We start from the raw sequence: 21,561 nt of genomic DNA on the forward strand, positions 1-21,561 counted from the left end.
ACTGAAAATATTTTTCTATTTTTTTTCTCGCATGGTTTGCTTTATTTATGCACTAGGTTTCATCCTCTAACAACAACGTTTCCCTTAATCCTTTCTCTAAACCATAAAGCTGTGCCATACCAATTCCCCTACCAATAAGGGAATAACCGGGATAAAAATCGCCCATTCTTTTTTTATCGTCCAATAACACATGGCCGTGATCCGGTCTAACGGGAATGGCTACTTCGCCTATTCCGCTACGATGTCTTCTTTGCTGCTCCTTAATTAGAGCTTTCATAATCTTCTCCATAGGTATGGAGCCGTCTAAATGGGCGGCTTCATAAAAACTGCCATCGGCCTTACGGGTCACGTTCCTTAAATGTAAAAAATGAATCTTTGATCCAAAGTCCGCTATAATTTTCAACAGATCATTAGAAGCGATCGCGCCCAATGATCCTGAACAAAAGGTTATACCATTACTTGGAGAGGAAACACAATCCACAATAAATTTCAGATCCTCATAGGTAGAGGCAATCCTAGGAATTCCAAAAACGGGGAACGGCGGATCATCTGGGTGAAGGGCCATTTTAATCCCCAATTTTTCCGCCTCCGGAATAATTGCTTTTAAAAAATAGGCCAGATTCTCCCTTAAATCAGGTTTTTCTATTCCACTCACCTCTTCTAAGGTAGATTTAAACACGGAAATAGGTATGGCTTCTTTGGAGCCGGGCATTCCCGCCAAGATAGCATTAATCAGTAATGTTGTTTGTTGAGTACTTAAAGAGTTAAAGTAGACTTCTGCTTTTGAATAGGTTTCCACATTATAAAATTCCCTCGCATTCTCCCGTTTTAGGATAAAAAGATCAAAAGCAGCAACGGCAATGGGATCGTACAATAAGCTTATGGCACCATTCGGGAGTTTATAACTTAAATTGGTTCGAGTCCAATCAATCAGCTGCATAAAATTGTAGCAGACCGTTTTAATATTGTTGGCGGACAAATTCTTAAGGGTATCTATATACTTCTGGATATAATTATCGCGGTCCGGCAACCCATACTTAATAGCCTTATGGATATTTACGCTTTCTACCACCGACCACTCTAGCCCATGGGATTCTATCTCGGCCTTAACGGATTTAATGGCTTCTACAGACCAGACTTCTCCAATGGGAATATCATGGCAAGCAGTTACTACCCCCACTGCCCCAAGTTCTCGAATATCTTGTAGGGACACCCCAAATTGGGGGCCAAACCACCGTAATGTACTTTTTAAATATTTCATAGTTTACACCCCAGAAAAAGAACTAAAACCACCATCAATATCATAAATGGCTCCAGTGACAAAGGAGGAAGCATCGCTGAGCAGATAATGAACCATCCCATTTAGTTCTGAGGCATCCCCAAAGCGAGCCATAGGGGTATTGGTGATAATTTTTTCTCCCCGGTCCGTGAACGACCCATCTTCGTTGGTCAATAGGCGCCTATTCTGATTTCCGATGAAAAAACCTGGAGCAATGGCATTAACGCGAATCTTATCGCTAAACTTTGAAGCAAGTTCATTGGCCATCCACTTCGTGAAAATGTCTATGCCCGCCTTAGCTAAGGAATAGCCCAGTACTCTGGAAATAGTTTGTTTGGCGGCCATGGAAGATATATTTATGATAGATCCATGCCCCTGATCGGCCATAATCTTGCTTAGCACAATTGTTGGCAACACCGTTCCCATTAGGTTAATATCTACCACTTTTTGCGTATCTCCAATTTCTATATCGTAAATAGTCTGCTCTGGTTTTAAGGTGGCCCCTGGAATATTACCTCCAGCGAGATTTATTAAACCGTCCAACTTCCCAAACTGGGATACTATTTTATCACGCAAATCTGTCAATCCCTTTTCGCTCATTACATCCACTACGTAAAAATGGGCACTATCTAAATGAAGGGAATTCAATTCCTTGCATTTTTCTTCTAATTTATCTTGAGAACGCCCCAACAATATCACTTTAGCTCCATTTTCCACAAGATAGGTGGATATAGATCCCCCCAAAGTGCCAGTTCCTCCAGACAAGGCATAAATTTTATTTTCTAGTGTAAATATTTGACTCATAAAATTAAATTTTTTTTTGCTATTATGTATTTTAATAATTGATAGCATATATTATATATCGATACTCATTTAGATTAGATGAATAATTTCTATTCTTCCTTCGCCATTTTATAACCCTCTATGGTGGTGTAATATTTCGTCAACATGTTTGGCACCTCCCATTCGGGTAAATTTCCCTGCTTTAAATATCGTAAATAATTTTGGGTAACCTGTGCAAAATGTGCTTCATGACCAATTTTATATTTTTCAGGAATGTGGATCTTCCAAAGGGTATCATTTATTTTTTCTGATGTGATTCCAGGATATATGGATGCAATATCCCCCTGCAAAGCAGCTGCAATTTCAGATTTAAAATCTCCGTCTTCTTTTAGTTGGATATACAGTGTAGGTTTAAAATTTTCTTCTGGCCCCTGTTTAATGACTAGGTCGCTCTTGGTCCCCCTCATAATACTGTAATGGGTATCCCCAGTCCCTTCCGGTGCTTTATAGTTCCATATCACTGAAACCTTGGCATATTTTCCTTTGATCTTATACACCATTTCTCCGTTACAGTAGACTTTTAACTTATCTCCTTCAATGTCTTTTTTTAGGTAATCGGGAAAAGCATCCAATCCGGTAACCTTGCTAAACTCTTCCAACGAAAGATCCGTTGACCATCGTTTGGCACTAATCATTTCTATATCGGTCCTCTTTATCACTTGTTCTGGAAAAAGCTCCCATTGCACCAAATCTACCAAATGGGTGGTCACATCCACAATGCCCTCCCCTTCTTCATTTACATCAAAAAACCAGGCGGGTCTTACCAATGGTTCTCCGGACACATATTTAAAAAAATGATGCACACTTTCCTTGCTAATAGCAGGTTCCAATGGAGTCCCCTCCATTAATTCCCCAAAAACATTCGGCACGGCAGACAATAGTCGCTGCATATCAGTAGTAACCTCAAAGCGTTCGGTCATTATATCATAGATCAACACCCCCTTTTCCTCGGCAACCTTAAAGGCTTCCTCTAATTTCTGGAATCCTTCTGGATTGATGACCAATGGTTTATCCGCATACACGTTGATTCCAGCTTTTACAGCTGCAAGGATATAATCTATTTTTTTCGAGTTTTTACCCGCTACTATCATGACATTCCCTGGCTTTTTGGCAATCATATTTTCCAAATAATCATTCCCAAAGGAAGTTTCCACCTTCCAGTGGGTAGGTGCTTCGGATCTTGAATTATAGGATTCAATTTTATTTAAGAAGTCATCTACCTCCGGCCCCTTGGGTGCAAAAACATAAATTGTGGAATCTACCTCTGGATACATGATTTTTTGTACCAAGGCGGCATGGAAGTGTCCGGGATCCAGAGTCATTAATTTTACTTTTCCCTTATCTTCCATTTGATCGTTCTTTACTTTTTTGGAATTTTCAGCACAAGAAAAGCACATAGAAAGCAAAAGAATAACTACTAATTTCTTCATTTTTAATTACTAATTTAAAACGGTATTAATTGATAATGTCCCCACTAAAATAACCCATTAATTCTATTAACCTTGGCACTTCATAAATAGGCCCGACTTTTTTCGACTCCAATAGTTGGGCTAAAGCGCAAACCCAAGTAACATTGGTGCCCGAAATCCTGAATTATAAATTAAGCTCACAAGCCAATAATTCTATCTATTAAACTTTAATATAGTTGGTTCCATAGGGTGCTCTTTGCTCCCTACTCAACATGGCGTTTGCTTCATCGTCATTGACAAACAATTCCTTCTCATTGTCCCATTCCAGTTTTCGATCAAATTGCATCGCAATATCACTTATCAAACAAACTGCACAGGCTTTATGACCCTTTTCTATTGGAGAAATAGGTTCCTTTCTTGTTTTTATGCAATCTAACCAGTTCCCGTGCTGATCATCGCTTTTGTAAAGGTGGATTTCATTTTCACCTATTATAGATTCCAATATTTTTGGATCGGAAGCATCCAAGGCTTTACTACTCTTTTCTTTATCCACTGGATCTGATGCTGACGCAATATAATTGCCACGTGATACAAAGATCCAACCATCCGTACCCTCATAGCGAATACCGTTGGTATAGCCTCCACTGGTATATACGGTTATCCCATTTTTATATTCCTGTTTTACAAAGAAATCGCCATGTACATTCCACAATCCTGATTTCGGAAATTCGGCCAAGGCCTCCACGGATATGGGGCCTGTTAGCTCAGTATCCATACCCCACGCCGCGGAATCATAATGGTGTTGTCCCCAACCGGTGATCATCCCAGCGCCGTAACTCCTCTGCCGTAACCAACCCGGCCTACTATATCCCTGTTGTGGATGCACCCCAATTTCGGTATAGGGAACATCTGGCGTAGACCCCAGCCATGCGTCAAAATTGAGATTTGAAGGGATGGGCATAGGAGCAGCTTCCGGTCCGGATGGATCTCCAGGTAATCCTATTTTTACGGTATGGATTTTTCCGATCCTCCCGTTACGTACCAATTCTGCCGCTACCCGAAACTGCGCCATAGAACGCTGTTGGGTACCTACTTGCAAGATGACGTTGGATTTCTCAACCGCCTCACGTAATTGTTGTCCCTCTCGTAAGGTTAAGGAAGTAGGTTTTTGCAGGTAGATATCTTTCCCCGCCAAGGCCGCTTCCATTGCAGGTTGGGAATGCCAATGATCGGGGGTACTTATAATTACCGCATCTATATCTTTGTTAAGAAGCATTTCACGGTAATCGTCATATTTTTTTACATCAACGTAATTATTCTTCCCGGTTTTTTCTTTGTAGTAGGTATTTATCAATTGCTGGGCATCCAAAGCCCTATTGGAATCAACATCACAGACCCCTACAAATCGGGTTTGATCGTAACGGATGGTATCCTGAATATCATGACCACGAGCTATTCTTCCACAACCGATTTGTCCTATATTTATTTTGTTACTGGGGGCATTTTTCCCGAATACGCTTGCTGGTACAATAGTTGGGAATCCAACCACGGCAGCCGTGGTCAACAGTGATTTATTAATAAACTTTCTTCTTTGCATTTTTTGGTTTTTTATTAATTAACTATTCAGTGGAAAGCTTAGCTTATCGCCTCGCTTTATTATTTACTCTTTAATTATTTTAGGCATCACGGCAAAACTCTTCCAATACGATTCCGCTTCATCGGCCGTAAGTTTACCATCAAAAACCACCATTCTATATTTTAACTCATATTCCTTATTAGGTTCTATCTGCCATTCTTCATGGCGAATAGGGCAAAATTCGAAGAACATATCCCCACGGCCACCATTGCCATCAATAGGCCAAACGCGCATAGGTTCTGGGTGCGACCTATTTTCTGGGTAGCTCAAAAACAAAATGCCATTGGTCCCTTTACCATCGGCAGCTTCCCCCGTTACCATACACCAACGGGCGTTAGTCCCGTCTGCTGTGAGTCGGTCATTACCCTCAGAAGTAAGTACCGTGCAATTATCCCTATGCCAACGTTCGGTAAAACGCATTCCAAGGCCACCCCCGTAGCGATAGGCTTCAAACAAGATTCCAGAATTTAATGGGGTGCTAAAAGTGCTGGTGTAATCTACCATATATCGATCTGACCTACCCAAGTCCCATACCTTAACCTCTAGGTCTTCGTTTAAAGCAATTCGCTTATCCTCCGAAGCTTTTAAGTTAATATGTTCTTGATGGGCATTGAAACCGCCATAGACTGGTCCAGAATAAGTATCATTAAAATCCTTAAAAAGTACGGTCCCTTGTCGCTCTGCTAAATTCCAAAAATCGACCCGCTCTCCCTCTATCTGTGTATGCGTCCAAGGGCCCCATATACCATAATGATGATAATGATCTGGAGGTTGAATACGAGAAAGGGTGTCTCCCGAGGGAGAAAGCAAAGGATGAATGTATCCGGATTTCCTAAAAATGGAATCTACTCCTTCTGGCGGATAAGTCATTCCATACCTATAGGTAAGCAAGGGAATGGAAGCTTTTGACAAATGAAGATTACCATTATTCTTATCTATTTTCACCCCTTCAGAACTATAGTCCTTTCCTTCTTCCTTTACTATTTCATAAGAACTGTTATTATTGGACGAATGGATAAACCAAAGCTTTTTTTTATTTATATCGATTTGAAATGGAACTTTACGGTCTTCATAGGATAGCACTAAATCCTCTTCCCAATCCAAATCACCATTCCCCAAGGCCTCAACATTCAATGCAATAGGGGTAACCACAGAGGCCCCCTCACTTCCGGCGATTTGAAACTTATAACTTCCCTGTTCCGAACACGCCGAAGACAAAATTAGCACATAGCAGTAAAAAATACATTTCATTGGTTTGGTTTGGTTTGGTAAATAAAATTTACATAAAGTAAACTTTTATATTGCAACAATCATCTGGTTTTTCTGATCTAAACTGTAAATTATCATCGCTTTAACATCAAATCTAATTAATCAAGATTAATTATGCAACCGATTGCAACAAAAACGCTACAACAAATTGCGACCTCAACATCAACTAAATATTCAAAAAACACTGAAAAGACCTAATAACATTAATGATATAATATTACACCAAGCTTATGATATAAAATTATTACTTACTTTTATCGCAACATTTGCGCAACAAATACTCACATGAATAAAAAAATTACTATATACGATTTAGCCAAAACCCTAGGTGTTTCCGCTGGAACGGTGAGCAGAAGCCTAAATAACCATCCTTCCATAAGTGACAAAACCAAAGCGCGAGTGGTCGCTAAAGCCAATGAAATGGGGTATAAGACCAATAAATTTGCCGCCAACCTCAGCAAGCAACAGACCAATACCATAGGCGTCATAGTACCCAAACTTAACTCCAACTTTATGTCTACCATATTAGCGGGCATAGAAAAAACAGTCAATGAAGCTGGCTACAATTTAATTATTAGTCAATCCTTGGAATCTATGGAGAAGGAAAAATTAAATGCCAAGACCTTATACAATAGTGGGGTTGATGCCTTACTGGTATCGTTGGCATATGACACTTCCAACTATGATCATTTCACACCTTTTATACACCATAAAATTCCATTATTATTTTTAGATCGGGTACACAATTTACCCAACTCCTCTACCTTTATAATCGACAATAGATTGGCAGGATATGAAGCTACAGAGCATTTGATCCAACAGGGTTGCAAAAACCTACTTTATATAGGGGGAAACTTAAAACGCAATGTATACTCGGAGCGACTAGAAGGGTTCAAGGAGGCTCTTACTAAACACCAATTGCCGTTAAATAACAATCCCGTCTTGGAATCCGACCTTAGTTCCGGGGATGTGGACTCAGTAGTACAACACATTAGGACTTTAGAACATTCTGTGGACGGACTTTTCGTGGCCAATGATAATTTTGCAGCACACCTTATTAAGGCATTAATCACGGCAGGATATAAAATTCCGGAAGACATAAAAATAGTCGGTTTTAATAATGACCCCATCTCGGAATTGGTGACGCCCAGCTTAAGTACCATTGCCTACCCTGGGTACGAAATGGGCGTCTTGGCAGGCCAGAGTGTAATTAGTCAATTAAACGGCAGTATCAATTTTCAATCTGCCAATTCCATCACTCTAAGGCACAAATTAATTAAGCGGGAATCAACTTATAAATCATAAATACAACTCATGAAAAAAACAATTTTAAGCAGCTTGACCCTTCTCTTTATTGGAACCATCTGGGCCCAGAGCATAGAATCTTTTCCAGTAACAGACCAATGGCTTGCAAAAATAGAGAGTAGCGCCCCTTCCGCTCCACGCGTAAAAGCAAACACAAAGAAAGTACTTGTCTTTTCGCAGCACACTGGATTTTATCATTGGACGGCACCACACAACAATGAAATGCTAAAAATATTAGCTAAAAAAACAGGCGCATTCGAGGTTCACATTGCCTATGACATCAACAGCTTCGATAGAAAAAATCTTAAAAAATATGATGCCATTATATTGAACAATTCCAATCCAGCAGGACCTAAGCGCGATTTGTTCTGGGACCTTTTAAAAAAGAACAGCAGCCTTTCTGAAGACGCTATTGTAAAGTTGGCAGCTGAATACGAACAAAATCTAATGGATTATGTGGCAAAGGGAGGGGGTCTAATGATATTACACGGAGCGATTACTGTACAGAACATTTCTATAGAATTCAGTAAAATGACCGGCGGAAGTTTTGATTATCACCCCAAACAACAAAAAATGCACCTAAAGGAAGTAGACCCCAACCATCCATTGGTCGAGGCTTTCAAAGGTAAGGGCCTTACGCATGTAGACGAACCCTATTTTTTTAAGAACGCCTATTTCGATTACAATTTTCGACCCCTTTTGTATATAGAAGCGGACCAACTGGAAGGCGTAAAAGAGGCGGTTAGCAATAACACCATTTATGTCTCTTGGATAAAGCGACATGGGAAGGGGAGAGTATTTTACAGCTCCCCATCCCATAATGCCCAAAGCATGGAGAATCCAGAATTACTCCAGTTCTTCTTGGATGGCATGCAGTATGTTGTAGGAGACTTAAAGGTTGATGACAGTCCTATAGGTAAACCCTAACCTATTGTTCTCAAAAAAAATTTATTTATAAAAAATGCGCATCCTAAATAGATGCGCATTTATTGTTGTATTCCATATCTAGTCGCTCTATAAGGGCTTCCTGTAACGTGAATTATTTATTAAAATCAAAATAGGTTTTGGCGTTATAATAGGAGATATCCGAAACAATCTTGCCCAACCATTTTTCATCGGCGGGCAATTCGCCCTTAACCACATCCTTTGCGATTAGATTGCACAATATTCTTCTAAAATATTCATGCCTGGTAAAGGACAAAAAGCTTCTAGAATCGGTCAGCATTCCTACAAAACAGCTCAATAGCCCCATATTGGACAAGGTATCCATCTGTTCTTCCATACCGTTTTTTTGATCTAAAAACCACCAGCCAGATCCAAATTGCACCTTTCCTTTTACCGAACCATCGTTAAAATTTCCCACCATAGTGGCTATAACTGGATTATCTGAGGGATTAAGATTATAGATTATGGTTTTCGCCAACTGATCGGAACTATCCAGTTTGTTTAAAAACCCACTTAAAGCCCTGGCTTGGGAAAAATCGCCTATGGAATCAAATCCCGTGTCTGGACCCAATTGGGTCAATAATCTTTTGTTATTATCGCGTATGGCTCCAAGGTGAAACTGTTGCACCCACCCCATTTCATGATACTTTGTCCCCAAAAATAATAACACTTGTGCTTTAAAATAGTGCACTTCCTCTTGAGAAAGAGCAATAGCATCCTTAGCCTTTAAAAATATATTTTTCACGTTGAAGGCGCCCTCTTTAAAGAAATACAATTGCTCCAACCCATGGTCCGCCAACCTGCAGCCGCGTTCATGAAAATAATGGATCCTATTCTCCAAAGCAGCCAACAAATCCTCATAACTGTTGATCGTTACTCCGGAGGCTTCCCCCAATTGGTCCATATACTGCAAATAGGCCTTACCTCCCTCTATCGCAAAAGTTTTATCTGGTCTAAATGTTGGATAGACTTTAGGGGAAATTCCTTGCTCTAAAATACTTTTATGATGTTCCAAAGAAGATATTGGCTCATCTGTAGTACACAAAGATTCTACGTTCTGCTGCTGCAACAACCCCAAGGTGTAATGCGATTCTTGTTTCAATTTAGCATTGGCTCTTTCATAAATATCTTCTGCCGTACTAGGCCCCAACAATTCGTGGATACCAAAATAACGCTGTAATTCCAAATGTGTCCAATGGTATAAAGGATTCCTTACGGTATAAGGGACGATATTGGCCCACTGAACAAACTTTTCTTTATCGGTAGCATTTCCCGTAATATATTTCTCATTGACCCCCATACTTCGCATTGCCCTCCATTTATAATGATCTCCTGCCAACCAAGCTTCACTAATAGTTTCAAACTGATGGTTTACCGCTATTTCCTTAGGAGATAAATGGTTGTGATAATCTATGATAGGCAAACTTTTGGCATAATCGTGATATAGCCGCTCGGCAAAATCGCTTTGCAATAGAAAGTTTTCATCTAGAAAATTCTTCATGATTTAAATGCATTTAGGTTATTATGGTACGTCTGGTAATTGCTATACTATATTTAACATCCACAAGATAAAACATCCACAAGTAAAAGTGGTAAAATCAGCCATTTTCCTTAGGGAGCGGGTTGAATCAATTCTTTTAATTCTGCCTCGGTGTACTCCATACCGCTTTTCGACTTTTGATCGCGAAGCGATTTAATTTTCGCAGCTTTCAAAGAGCGGGACCGATTGGAAAAGGCATTGGTTATGTATGAAATTATATCAGCAATATCTTGATCGGATATATCCCTATTATTCATAAGACCAGGCATTTGATGATCCAAATCGTATAATTCCCCATGTATTAGCAATGGCCCTTTTAAACCGTGGAGCATTATTAAGCCTAACTGTTCTAAATGTGTGGAAATATACTCGGAACCAACCAGCGATGGCGCCAATCCAGTAATTCCCTCTCCACTGGGGGAATGGCAAGATGCACATATCTGCCTGAACAGGGTTGCTCCATTGGTCCTTGAATCTGCTTTTGCTATTTTTTGAGAAAAGATAAAATTAGGCTTATCATTATTTTTACGATCTATACTTGTCGCTAACAAGGTGAGTTCTCCCGAATTCTCATTATCTCTCCTCTTCTTTAGATAAATATCCAGTGGCTCTAAAATAGATTCAGCACCGCTTACAATAGCCTCCTGGACTATTTCATTGTCGTGATAATTTTGAACCAATTGATATACAACAGGAAAAAATAATTCCTGATCCAAATCTGCCCAAACCCCAATAGTTGATGATAAGTATAGATCTATCATTCCCTCATTGCGACCAAGCAACTTCTTAAAAATATCATGGGCCTTGGACAGATTTTCCTTTTCCACAAAGTTTTCCATTAAAACAAGCCCATGTGCCACCACCTCAGCACTAGAATCTTGTACCACTTTGTATAAAAAGTTAAAGGTTAAGGCATCTAAGCCATGCAAGACATACAAAGCGTGTATTTGGCCCAAAGGATTATTGCTATCTATAGCCAATTTCTGTATTTCGGGAACGACCTCTAGTTTGCCTTTATGGATTAATAATTGTTGGGCGCGATCGCGAATCCATCCATTGCTATCCAATAAGGCTGTAACAAGTTCCTTCCCTGATAATACACTAAGATCTATAGCTTCCCTTTCTGGTACATTGGAATTTTTAATTCTCAGTATCCTACCGTAATCCACAATAGTATCCAATTGCTTTTGGGCCGATATTTTTTTTAAGTAAGGACTTAAAAAAGCATAATGCTGAATAACCCCTCGATGCATATCTACCACATACATATTACCATCTGGTCCGTTGGAAAGGTTTACAGGACGGAACCCTTCATCGGTAGAAGCCAAAAATTCTTTACCCTGCCATGCCTGATTGGCCTCTACAAGACCGTCCTTAAATGAAATGATATTTCTTTTAATTGCATTTATCTCAGGGATGCATACAAATACGTTTTGATCATAATCATCAGGGAACATCCCTCCTCTATACACCAAAGGGCCACAGGCAGCAGTTACTCTGGTCAATAAACTATCCTGATCCAGAACACCTTTCTCATAACCCCTATTAACCGATGCGGCATGTAGTGGGTAAACGCGTTGATCTTTGGTCAGTACCTGATCCACCCCATATTTTGGAACCATAAATTTATTTCGAACCAATCTATTGGGCAACACATGATCTCCCATTAATTGGGTGGAATTATTGTTGTAATAGAGTCGGCCAAAATTATCATGGGAAATTCCCCATTGTCCTCTTAGGGTTGTGGGTTCCTTTTTCCAAACACCATTTTTTCGCTGATATCTAAAGTTCGATTTTGCATTGTAGATCCAATTGTCCACATTCATCATTAGACCATTGGGCTGATGCTCTGGGTTGCCTACGGTTGCATACAACGAATCTACCAACACCTTGTTTTTAGGTTTATCATTTTCAATTTCCACATACCATAAATTGGGTGATTCCACATACAATAGTCCCCCATAAACTAAGGCCAATGCGCGTGGCATCACTAGGCTATCCAAAAAAGGTTTGGCATGGTCCATAACCCCATCCCTATCCAAATCCTCCAAAATCTTGATAGACCCAGTGCGAAGTGCTTCCCCTGTGCCCTCCAAATTCCGCATAAATCCGGGCATTTCGGCCACCCAAATTCGCCCTTTATCATCAAAATCCATGGCAACGGGGGCCACCAAAAGCGGTTCTGAGGCAACAACCTCTAAAGCAAATCCATCTTCTATGGTATAATCTTCCAACAAAACCACTGGCTCATCAAAAGAAGGGCTACAAGAAACAATAAGCAGCAGCAAAAAAAAATATCGTGTTAATCCCATAAATAGTAATGACATAGTACTTTTTTATAGGTATCCTGCCGGAATAGAACAATTTACTTACTAGTAAACAAGGCTCTATCAACAAGCTATAAAAGCACCAATAAATTAAAGAACACTAAAATAGCACAGTACCTTTGAAAATGCTAACCTAATAAAATATTTTTAAGCTATAAAGGGAATAAAAGAGTCATCCGATTTTTAATTTATGGACATAGAGGTTGTGGGAATGGATTTATTAATTTTAAAGGCGGCTATCATCTGTCTCCAATTGATGGATCAAATTCTTTAATTTTGTATTTGAAAGGGGTTTTTCAATAAAATCCCTGACCACCTCATATGATTTGGCCCTTTCCAGATCCCTAGCATCTATGGAGGAACTCAGCACAAAGATGGCCACCTCACTGGCCTTGGGAAATTTACTGAACTCATCCAAAAATTCCCAGCCATCCATTACGGGCATATTAATATCTAAAAATATAAGGTCGGGCAAATTTGTAATAGTACTATTTGCAAGCACCATATTCTCAAGGGCCTCTTTCCCATTTTTATACACCACCACATTGGAGCAGTAATTATTTTTCTTGAGCATTATTTTAATGCCAAAGACAAATATAGTATCGTCATCTATTATGCAGGCTTGCTTAATTGTTTTCATGCCTAAAATAAGTTGTAAAATTCGCCCCCTTATCTACTTCGCTTTCTACTTCTATTTTACCCCCCATAGCCTCCACCTGATTCTTACATAAAAATAACCCTATCCCTCGAGCATCTGGATGTTCATGAAAGGTCTTGTACATCCCAAATATCTTGGAACCATATCGTTCTAAATCGATCCCCAACCCATTGTCCTTAATACTTAAAAAGACAAAATCACCATCTATGCCAGCAGAAATAATTATTTTATGAGCTCGATCTAAAGACCTGTATTTCATGGCATTGGTTAACAAATTAAGGATTACGCTTTCTAAATAAGCATGGACCACAAGCACTTTAAGATCTTTATCGACGTGGATTTCTATAGCTGAACCTGATTGTTTGGCCAAGGGTTCTGTTGACTTAACCGCATTTTTCACATTTTTCAACAGGTTTTGAAAACTTAGAGTAGAACTCACTTTTGAGTTTATTTCGACTATTTCATTTAAGTGATTAATAGTTTCATTCATATTTTCCGAAACCTGTTTTACATTCTTATAATATTCATTTTTAACCACTCTGGGATAATCCTGCTGTGCCAAATCTAGGAGCATTGAAATATTACTTGTATGGGACCTTAGGTTGTGGGAAACTATATGTGCAAAATTGATCAATCTATTATTATGCTCGGAAAGATTATCTGTCAGCATTTTTTTATCCGAAATATCCTGAATCTGAGATACCAAGTGCGTAAACTCGCCCGAATCATTTCTAACAGCGGCCAAAGCAATCTGGACCCATACGTATTTGCCATCGGCATGGATATATCGCTTCTCTATTCTAAAATTTTCCCGCTTGCCTACCGCTATCTCCTCAAACAAATTAAAGGTTGTTTCTCTTTCCTCGGGATGGGTTAGTTGGAAAATAGATTTTTTGAGGAGATCCATTTCTGAATATCCTAAAATCTCACAGATCCTAGGATTTACCTTTTGCAATTCTCCTTCCAAATTAATTACCATCATCCCGATTGCGGCATCTTCAAAAGTCCGTCTAAATATTTCCTCGCTAAAACCAAGATTTAACTGCATTATTTTGCTTTCATTTATATCCTGTATAAGCCCTGCCAAGCGAACGCATCTACCATTTTTAAATTCGGGCACACCGATCATTCGCATCCACTTTAAATTTTTTACCATGGTAATTATCTCTATCTCAAAGTCGAACTTCTCCCCATAATCAATAGCATATTGAATGGCATTGGTTAAGGCTTTACGATCCTTTTCCTGTACGAAATTGAGAATAGAAAAATCGAGAGAGTGTGGCTGGTAATTATCTGCCTCCAATATTCGTTTTAGATTATCGCTCCATTCTACCATTTTTGTTTCGGGGTCTATTTCCCAAGATCCCAATTTCCCAATTATGTGAGACTGTTCTAGTCGGTCTTTATAATTCAATAAAAGAAGCTCGTTTTTCTTACGCTCCGTAATATCCTCTATTTGGGAGACAAAATGAAGGTACTCCCCTTTTTCATTCTTTACGGCCGATAATGAAACATGAGCCCAAATAATATGTCCTTTTTTATGGATGTACCGCTTCTCTAGGGTATAGAAATCCCTTTTCCTATCCATAAGCTGGGACATTAAGTTCTCAGTCTCCTCTAAATCGTCAGGATGGGTAATATCAAAAAAAGACAATTTACGTAACTCCTCTTCAGAATAGCCAAGAATAGCTGTTGTCCTAATATTCGATTTTTGCAATTTTCCCTTTAAATCGATAACGGCCATTCCAAAAGGGGAATGTTCAAAGGTGAGGCGCAACTCTTCTTCTTTTACGGCCAATTCGTGTGCTGCCTGCGTTTCCTTATCCACATCCTGAAAAAACCCGTACAACTTTGTGCATTTACCATTTTTAAAATCGGATATCCCTATAATTCGAGACCAAAATGTTCTTCCGGCAGTATTGACTACTTGTAAAACATGATTAAAATCTTCCCCTTCTTCCATCGCCAATTTCATGGCATTCCTCATTATTTCACGATTTTCTCCTTCCTTAAAATAGGAAAATATATCATCTAGAGCAGGGGAATAATCTTCTGGCACACCTGCCATTTCTTTGATCAAGGAGCTCCATTGAGCGGTATTTGTTGCCATATCTAACTCCCAGATTCCTATTTGTGCTGCATCATTAATTCGCCCTATTAGAGCTGCATTATGCTGCAATACCATTTCATTCTGTTTGCGTTCCGTAATATCCAGCACTTGTGAAATATAATGTATAACCTCACCTTCTTCATTATATATGACAGACAGGGTGGTATTTGTCCAGATAACAGATCCCTTCTTATGAATAAACCTGTAATCCATCCTTAAATGTTGACGTTTACCTTGCAACAATTTTTCAATACACCCCCTATTTAGTTCTAAGTCCCCGGAATGGGAAATTGCAGCCAGATCTATTTGCTGCAATTCTGCTTCGGAGTAACCCAAAATATTACAAAAACTGGCATTTGCCTGCAATAGTCTATTTTCCTTACTCAAAAAAGCCATTCCTACCGCGGAGTGGTTAAAAGTCTGCCTAAACTGCTCTTCCTTTAATATAACTTTTAGTTGTGACTTCTCTATCTGATCTACATCTTGTAAAAGGCCATATAACCTAATACACTGTCCATTTAGAAACTCTGACAAACCTGATAGGCAAACCCATTTTACATCCCCATTGTTCGGTTTTATCTTTATCAACTCTTTAAATTCCATGGGCCTAAGAGTCGCTTCCTCAAAAAGTGTTTGAATATGAGCCCGACTTTCATCGTCCACAATAAACTCTAATCCACGTTCTAATGTGGGCTTAAAATCTGCTGTCACCCCATGTATTTGTCTGGTCATTTTACTCCAAAAAATACTATTTCGCTGAAGGTCTACTTCCCAATGGCCAATATTAGCTGCCTCATTGGACCGTTCCAAGAGGTCTTTATATTTAGTAAGAAGTAGTTCACTTGTCTTCCTATGGGTAATATCATAATGCATCCCAGAAACTACCTTAGGATACCCCTTATCATCGTATTTTGTAATTTCACCTTTACATAAAACCCAGATCCATTGTCCGTCTTTATGTCGCATACGAAACTCAAGTTCATACAATTCCCTTTTTTCAATATGATTATCTAGGCAAAGTTGAATTGCCTTTTTATCATCAGGGTGCACGAAGTCATAGAATACCTCAATGGTAATCGGAGGTAACTCGGCCAAGGTATAACCTATCATCTCTGCCCACCTTTCATTACAAATTACCTCACCTGTATTTAGATTACCTTCCCAAATTCCAAGGTTTGCACCTTTAATGACATTTTTGAAGCGTTCCTTTTTCTGCTTGAGCTGTTTTCCACTTTCCACATATTTATCCAAGCAGATTGCAATGCCTAATAAGCGATTAGTTTTGGTGAATTCATCATATACGATAGCCCCTTTTAAATTTAAGGCTATGGTATGGCCCGCTTTGTGTTTGCATTCTATATCTACGTTAAAAGGATATGTTTTTGGATCGGAAAGATGGCTATGATAGGCATCAATAATGATTTGTAGATTTTCTTGGTTTATTAAGGAATACCAATCAAATGTTTGTTGCTGTGTAGGTACTGGATCAAAACCTAGCAGTTGCCATAATTTAGTATTTAAAAACCCATGTTTTGGATTCTCAAGATTCCAATACCACAATCCATCAAGAATATCCTGGCCCATTAAATTAAAAAACAGACTTTCATTCTCTGTCAAGGCATTAAACTCCTCTTGTAAACCATTCATATGCGCATCATAAAAATAAACCTATGTTCATAAATATATTGAATTTTAATCAAAATAGTTTCAATTATAATAATCCAGTATACCTTTAGTTATCCTTATCGACAACCAGTTATATTTAATCGTTGAGCTCCATCAAATATTGGCAATCATAATATCGACACCATTAAAAGGGATAACTATATTTAGACAAAATATCTTTATAAATCAGAAAAATAGCTTCTCCACACCATGAAGATGAATTTATATTACATATGGCCCTTCGCCTGAGTTATAGAGACAAACCTGTTGAAAAACAAATAAAGGCTCCAAAATGAAATTTCTGGAGCCTTTATTAAAAGTAATTTACAATGTAATACAACCGATAGTTATGCCGAATTTCGACTTGCGTTAATATTACCGTATAAGGACCTGATCACTATCTTTTCATACAGATCATTAAATTCTGAATCCTTGCTCATTTTCTGAAGGGCATATTGTTGTATGACCAACAATGGCAGCACAATATTTTCCCTAATTTTTACCGATTCTCTAGAGATGGGTTCCTTTTCCATTAGAATTTTGGAGTCAGAAATAAGCAATAGCATTTCCTTGGAAAGCAAGTATTCCTCGTAGAGGATCGTCCAAAACTCCCCGTACTCCTTATCATCTTTCATATAACTGGTCAATTCAAAATAGCATTTTGCCAATGACATCATGCTATTCATCATTAGGGCCCTAAACAAGGGCACATCCTGAAACAATTGCTTTAGATCTTCTAATTTGCCCTGGTCCTTTATCGTTTTTATGGCCGTTCCAATACCAAAGTATCCTGGAACGTTTTGTTTTAACTGGCTCCACGACCCAACAAAAGAGATTGCCCTTAAATCTGAAAGCTCTAACTTTTTCTTGTGACCGCGTTTCCCTGGTCTACTTCCAATATTTGCTTTTTGATAATATTTTAAAGTACTCTTATTCTCTAAATAAGAAATAAACTTGTCATGGTTTTTGAGCGCATCGTACTTTTCAAAACTAAGATCCGATAACTGCTCCAACAATTCCCTAGACGCTGTTGATATAACATTCTCCTCCCCAAAAAGGTTATTGGAGAGTCCTGCTGTAAGTAATTGCTCACAATTGTGTATGAACTGTTCTTTGGTGCCATAAGTACTGGTTATGGTCTGCCCCTGAATGGTAAGCTGAATCTCGTTATTGGCAATTTCTTTTGTCTGTGCCGCATAAAAACGATGTGTTTTTCCACCACCTCTTGCTGGTGGACCTCCTCTACCATCAAAGAATATCGCTTTAATGTTTCTTTCTTCACAAATTGTAGACAATTTCTCTTTGGTTTTAAAGATCTCCCAATTTGCCTTAACATATCCACCGTCCTTGGTACCATCAGAAAAACCGAGCATTATGGTCTGTTTTAGTTTGCGCTGATCCACATGAGCACGGTACAAGGGAATATTGAATAATTCCTCCATGGTTTCACCTGAACTTTCCATTCCCTTCATGGTCTCGAAAAGTGGGATAATATCAAAGGTTATTTTCTTAGCGTCCCAACCACACCATCTAAATAGTCCAAATACAAAGAGAACAGAGAACACATCTTCCGAATTACTAATTACATAGCGGTTACAGCCTTCCTCTCCATTTTTTTCCTGTATAGACCTTAATTGAAGGATGTTCTGGATGGTTTCCTGAACAATATCCAATTCAAAATCTTGCTGTTGTAGGTCTATATCTTTATTTAGAAGAACATCTATTAATGCCTCTTTAGTTAGTTCCTCTAAATTTTCACGAATAACTCCGTTAGCCTTTAATATCGTCTCTACTACTTGATAATGCACGCTATGATCTTGCCTAATATCCAAAGTTGCAAAATGCGTTTTAAATATTTTCACCTTGTCGATCATATGATCTAGATCCTTAAGGTACAGATTATGGTATTTCTCCACCAAAATGGTTCTCACCTTTTGCAAGGGGGCTAAAATTTCATCATATTCCAAATACTTATCGGCATGGAACATGGTCTTGTACAGCCGATCTCTTAAAAGGCCAAGTTCGTCCTGAAGCTCCCTAAAAGTTAGTTTTTGCTGTAAATTCTTTAGATCGTGGTAATAGCATTTCATTAGGGTGGTTCGCAGTTCGTTGGCCACATCCTTGGTGATACTAGAAGTAACAAAAGGGTTACCGTCCCTATCCCCACCGGGCCAAAAGCCCAATTTCATTATATTATGGTTGTTAAATTCCACATCCCCAATATTCTCCTTGATATAGGCATAAAGGTTACCAATAGCTTCGTAATATACATTCCTAAGGAAATATATAATATTTTTCGCCTCATCTAAAGGGGTCGGTTTCTTGGCATTTATCAAAGAAGTAAGTCCCAATTGCTGCAGAACAAGGTCTATATCGTTAATTTTGTTATCTAAAATTAAGCTCCTAAGATTGCTAATAATATCCAAGACCGCAGGGGTATAGAACTGCGTGGGGTGTGCAGTTAATACGATACGGGCACTAAAGGTGGATAATTTTTCCGACACCTTCTCCCATTTTTTATTCTTGTCCACCAACTGAAAATAATCCCTAATAGTAAGGGAATTACTGTGCTTCTGCAGTTCAGGGAAAGCGGCATCCTCTACACTGTCGTACAATACTACCTGCCTTTCCACGTACTGTATGATGCGGAACATAAAATCTATCCTTTCCCGCTCAGAACCAAGGTTGGCATATTTCTGAAAAAACGTATCCAAAATCTCCTCTGGATTCTTTCCAGATTTTAATCCACGATCCGCCTGATCTAGCAATAAGGGAATCAACATTCCCACATTTTCTATATTCTGATAGGGTAAATTAAGAAATAGGCTATTGTAAATATTGAATTTATTGTTGACCGATTTTTTAAACTCCTCTAATCTTTCCGATTGATGCATATGTATCCTTAAGTATTATTGTATTTCTATGGTCCAAATTTGTGCAATGATGACCAAATCAATTTTAAAAAAATAAATATCGGCATATTTTTATTCAATATGTGCCAATTGTTATCTAAACAACAAATTTAATAAGGGATGCTTTAAAATTAACCCGATTCCCAATATAAATTTTAAAAACACCATCGCTCAACTTAGATTGACCCTTATAACACAAAAGCGATTTTTTCATTTTTCTAAAGTGTTCTCGTAATAGCGCCTTCTCCGCTTGGAAAAGGCGCTTTGAAATTTAGGAATATAGTAAGGTTGGCAAAAATTCTGCACCTACAACAATTTCTCAATTCCAATCTAAACCTTAAAATGCAAACCTTTGCATAAGAATTATCGCCTTAACCACATTATTATCACTATCTTACTATTTTTAAAAGAGGAATTTCTTTTCCTTCCTAAAGTGTTAAAGGATATTTTATTTTAGTATTCCGACAACTACTTGTTATCCCCACCTCGTATTTACTATCAGACAAATAATCCTAGGAGCACCTAAATAAATCCAGGCATGCATACCTTATCAAAAATAACCTTGCTACTTACCATTTTTCTTTGCAGTGCCTTTATACGGGCACCGCAATCTCAAATGGATTCTATTAATGCCTCGGAAATGATCTATAAAAACAAATATCTATTCCAGATACCGCCTGCATTCACCTTAAAGTCCGAGTTGCGTTTAAAAATGAAGGATACTACAAATGCACTACTTAATTATGGAAGGAGCATCGAAGCTGCTAAAGAAATTAAAGCTTTCGATCTTAATAAACACAATAGCCCCCTCCTGAGCGACCTATATTCTAGCAAACACCAACAGCCCAAAGCTGATGAATATAGTGCCTTAAACAAGACCATGAGCGACTCCCGTTTCACTAAAGAGACGGAACAAAAAATTCTGCTTTTAGAAACCAAAAAAAACATTAAGGAAATTATCCAGGAAAAAAAAATCCTAGAATTGAAAAACGAGGCTCAAAACGACAAATTGAATTCCATTATCATAGTGCTCGTCCTTTTGTTTATCATAAGCAACCTCGCCGTTTATTCTTATCTTAAGGTACGGCACAAAAACAATTTATTGATTATGCGCACCATTGAACTTGCCAAAGTTCAATTAATAATGCAAAAACATATTTCTAGTTATCCAAAAACCGAAAACAATAGGAATACCAATGGCACCGACCCCAATTTACATAAAACTCAAACCCTAATAGACGAGGATGTTAAGGATATAATTATGACTAAACTGGAGAAATTGGAAAAAGAAACATTTTTCATAGATCCCAATTGCAGTTTACACTTGTTATCGGAACAATTAAAAACCAATCCCAAATACCTCTCACAGGTGATCAATCAGGAAAAAAAATTGAATTTCAACAACTATATCAATGAGTTGCGAATAAACCACCTTTTGCCCAAATTACTCAAGGACGAAGAATACAGGAACAGTAAATTAAGTTATATCGCCGTATCCTTAGGTTATAATAATCTGAATACTTTTAATGCGGCATTTAAAAAGAGAATGGGTATTCTTCCTTCCAAATTCATAAACGAACTGAACAATTCCCTTCAATTAAAGGAGAATCATAGGTGAATTTTCTTTTAGAAATAGAATGCAGTATCCCGTTTACAAACACTG

At 38.4% G+C, this 21,561-nt stretch carries 13 protein-coding genes; 3 read left to right on the forward strand and 10 right to left on the reverse strand.

Annotated elements, in window-relative coordinates; genetic code table 11:
- Positions 1-52 precede the first annotated feature (52 nt).
- The 5 genes from uxuA to KCTC52924_RS03890 all read right to left on the reverse strand — a co-directional run bounded on the left by uxuA (position 53) and on the right by KCTC52924_RS03890 (position 6,418).
- Entirely contained in the window at positions 53-1,261 is a 1,209-nt protein-coding gene (gene uxuA, locus KCTC52924_RS03870) for a mannonate dehydratase (protein ID WP_251807112.1), read from the reverse strand.
- Between the two features lie 3 nt (positions 1,262-1,264).
- Positions 1,265-2,083, reverse strand: coding sequence for an SDR family oxidoreductase (locus KCTC52924_RS03875; RefSeq protein ID WP_251807111.1), 819 nt, complete (start codon positions 2,081-2,083; stop codon positions 1,265-1,267).
- 89 nt (positions 2,084-2,172) lie between these two features.
- Positions 2,173-3,552, reverse strand: coding sequence for a putative oxidoreductase C-terminal domain-containing protein (locus KCTC52924_RS03880; RefSeq protein WP_251807110.1), 1,380 nt, complete (start codon positions 3,550-3,552; stop codon positions 2,173-2,175).
- Between the two features lie 199 nt (positions 3,553-3,751).
- Entirely contained in the window at positions 3,752-5,128 is a 1,377-nt protein-coding gene (locus KCTC52924_RS03885; RefSeq protein ID WP_251807109.1) for a Gfo/Idh/MocA family protein, read from the reverse strand.
- A 63-nt stretch (positions 5,129-5,191) separates the two neighbouring features.
- Positions 5,192-6,418 carry a PmoA family protein gene (locus KCTC52924_RS03890; RefSeq protein ID WP_251807107.1) on the reverse strand — a complete coding sequence of 409 codons (1,227 nt, stop codon included), beginning with the start codon at positions 6,416-6,418 and terminating at the stop codon, positions 5,192-5,194.
- Between the two features lie 303 nt (positions 6,419-6,721).
- Here KCTC52924_RS03890 and KCTC52924_RS03895 point away from each other — a divergent pair, with 303 nt between their 5' ends.
- Together KCTC52924_RS03895 and KCTC52924_RS03900 are read left to right on the forward strand one after the other, a co-directional pair.
- Positions 6,722-7,741, forward strand: coding sequence for a LacI family DNA-binding transcriptional regulator (locus KCTC52924_RS03895; RefSeq protein ID WP_251807106.1), 1,020 nt, complete (start codon positions 6,722-6,724; stop codon positions 7,739-7,741).
- Between the two features lie 9 nt (positions 7,742-7,750).
- Positions 7,751-8,668 (forward strand): ThuA domain-containing protein, encoded by a 918-nt coding sequence (locus KCTC52924_RS03900; RefSeq protein WP_251807105.1) that lies wholly within the window; start codon positions 7,751-7,753, stop codon positions 8,666-8,668.
- Between the two features lie 112 nt (positions 8,669-8,780).
- Here KCTC52924_RS03900 and uxaC read toward each other — a convergent pair whose 3' ends face one another.
- The 5 genes from uxaC to KCTC52924_RS03925 all read right to left on the reverse strand — a co-directional run bounded on the left by uxaC (position 8,781) and on the right by KCTC52924_RS03925 (position 19,880).
- Positions 8,781-10,187 carry a glucuronate isomerase gene (uxaC, locus tag KCTC52924_RS03905; RefSeq protein WP_251807104.1) on the reverse strand — a complete coding sequence of 469 codons (1,407 nt, stop codon included), beginning with the start codon at positions 10,185-10,187 and terminating at the stop codon, positions 8,781-8,783.
- 110 nt (positions 10,188-10,297) lie between these two features.
- Positions 10,298-12,553: a PVC-type heme-binding CxxCH protein gene (locus KCTC52924_RS03910; RefSeq protein WP_251807102.1), complete on the reverse strand. Its 2,256-nt coding sequence runs from the start codon at positions 12,551-12,553 to the stop codon at positions 10,298-10,300.
- Between the two features lie 226 nt (positions 12,554-12,779).
- The gene (locus tag KCTC52924_RS03915; protein WP_251807100.1) at positions 12,780-13,193 is read right to left on the reverse strand and encodes a response regulator; all 414 of its coding nucleotides are present in this window, start codon (positions 13,191-13,193) and stop codon (positions 12,780-12,782) included.
- Complete coding sequence (locus KCTC52924_RS03920; protein ID WP_251807099.1) at positions 13,180-16,968, reverse strand: PAS domain S-box protein; 3,789 nt, start codon at positions 16,966-16,968, stop codon at positions 13,180-13,182. Before KCTC52924_RS03920 ends, KCTC52924_RS03915 begins: the two co-directional genes overlap by 14 nt.
- Positions 16,969-17,333: 365 nt before the next feature.
- Positions 17,334-19,880, reverse strand: coding sequence for a phosphoenolpyruvate carboxylase (locus tag KCTC52924_RS03925; protein ID WP_251807098.1), 2,547 nt, complete (start codon positions 19,878-19,880; stop codon positions 17,334-17,336).
- 556 nt (positions 19,881-20,436) lie between these two features.
- Here KCTC52924_RS03925 and KCTC52924_RS03930 point away from each other — a divergent pair.
- Positions 20,437-21,516 (forward strand): AraC family transcriptional regulator, encoded by a 1,080-nt coding sequence (locus tag KCTC52924_RS03930; protein WP_251807097.1) that lies wholly within the window; start codon positions 20,437-20,439, stop codon positions 21,514-21,516.
- Positions 21,517-21,561 lie beyond the last annotated feature (45 nt).

This window comes from Arenibacter antarcticus, from assembly GCF_041320605.1.
Taxonomy (GTDB): Bacteria; Bacteroidota; Bacteroidia; order Flavobacteriales; family Flavobacteriaceae; genus Arenibacter; species Arenibacter antarcticus.